The sequence below is a fragment of the Kitasatospora sp. NPDC086801 genome (genome assembly GCF_044745805.1).
Lineage (GTDB): Bacteria > Actinomycetota > Actinomycetes > Streptomycetales > Streptomycetaceae > Kitasatospora.
Genome location: NZ_JBIVAX010000111.1, coordinates 1 through 1,381, shown reverse-complemented (window position 1 = coordinate 1,381; position 1,381 = coordinate 1). Strand labels below are relative to the sequence as shown.

General features: G+C 68.4%; 2 protein-coding genes. One reads left to right on the top strand and one right to left on the bottom strand.

Annotation, left to right across the window (positions count from 1 at the left end; genetic code table 11):
- Positions 1-509 (bottom strand): hypothetical protein (locus ACIPLC_RS38215; protein WP_400477669.1); only part of this gene is annotated, 509 nt, incomplete at its 3' end.
- A 208-nt stretch (positions 510-717) separates the two neighbouring features.
- Between ACIPLC_RS38215 and ACIPLC_RS38210 the strand changes: the two genes are divergently transcribed.
- On the top strand, positions 718-1,290 hold the full coding sequence (locus ACIPLC_RS38210; RefSeq protein WP_400477668.1) for an RICIN domain-containing protein: 573 nt from the start codon (positions 718-720) through the stop codon (positions 1,288-1,290).
- Positions 1,291-1,381: the final 91 nt, after the last annotated feature.

Genomic DNA, 1,381 nt, shown 5'->3' with positions numbered 1-1,381 from the left:
AGGTACGACAAACGCGTGTACGTCTTTCTCGGCACAGTCACGGTCGCCGCACTGGCCATCTGGCTCCGCTCATGATCGCGCGGACAGAACCTAGACGCCGTCCGGTCGGCCGGGTGTCGGGTCCGGTCGCCGCGAGGCCGGGCGGAAGGGCGACGGGTCGGCGGCGGCGCGGTAGGTGCGGCGCCGGAGGGCCGGGCCCGCACCCAGGGCCTGGACGATGTCGAGAGCAGTTCGACGTCCAGGCGCTGGCGTCCGCTGCGGAAGCAGTCGTACACCGTGATCCGTCCCGGGGTGCGCTCCTCGGCCGGTACGCCACGGGCGGCCCGGATGGAGCCGATCCGTCGGACGATGGTCGAGAAGGAGGGACTGCCGGCCTCCCGCCTGAGCAGGGTGAGGAACTCGGTCAGCGCGTCCAGGGAATGCGAACGTTCGGGTCCCGTCAAGGAATTGGCCTCCGAGGCCCGACACGTGCACGGGATCGCCGCCGTGCGCATGGGTGACCAGGTCACAACGCCGTCCTCCCTGCACCGGGCCTGCGTGAACAGCCTCTTCGCGCCGGAGGGGTGATGTCAACTGAGGTGAATCAAATGGCGGGATCCATACACCCCCGCTTGTTCGGGATCGTTCGGAATGCTGGCCCCGGCCCGTACCCCCGCTGCCAGGATGGCCGCTCCCGAACAATATGACGCAACGTCAGAGAGGAAGGTGTCGGACCTCGTGAAGTCCGCCCGAAGGATCATCTCAGCCCTGGCACTCTCGATCGGCCTGAGCATCTCGTTGCCCGTCGCCGCCGCGCAGGCGGACCCGGTCAATCCGCAGCCCTACGCCTACGGTTACCTCGTGTCGTTCGCCCGCCCGGCCAGCGGCGGCCCCAACGGCGACTACTACTGCATGGACGAGTACCGGCAGACCAACGGTGACGGCCGGCCGGTCGTCCTCCGTCCGTGCATCGGCTCCTGGAACCAGTTCTGGTTCGTCTCGCAGGACGGCCTCATCCACAGCACCAACGACGGCCGCTGTCTGTGGGGCCACGTCCCGAGCGGTCCGGGCGACAGTCCGGGCGCCACGGCCGTGGGGTGCAACGCCGGCGACCCGAACCAGCGCTGGACCTTCAACACCGACCGCAGCGTGTGCAACGCCGTCGGCGCCTGCCTGACCTTCACCAACAACCAGGGCCCGAGGTCCTCCTACGAGCTCTGGACGCTGGGACGCAACGCGAGCATGGGGGAGACCCAGGCCCTCGACTGGCAGCACTCGGACAGCGACCGCCCGATCAGTCCCAACCTCTAGGCCGTGTCCTGCCGATCACTTGAGTCGTTGATGCGACTATGGGGAGTAGGGGTGATCTGACTGACGGCCAGTGGGAGCGGCTTCGGCCGCT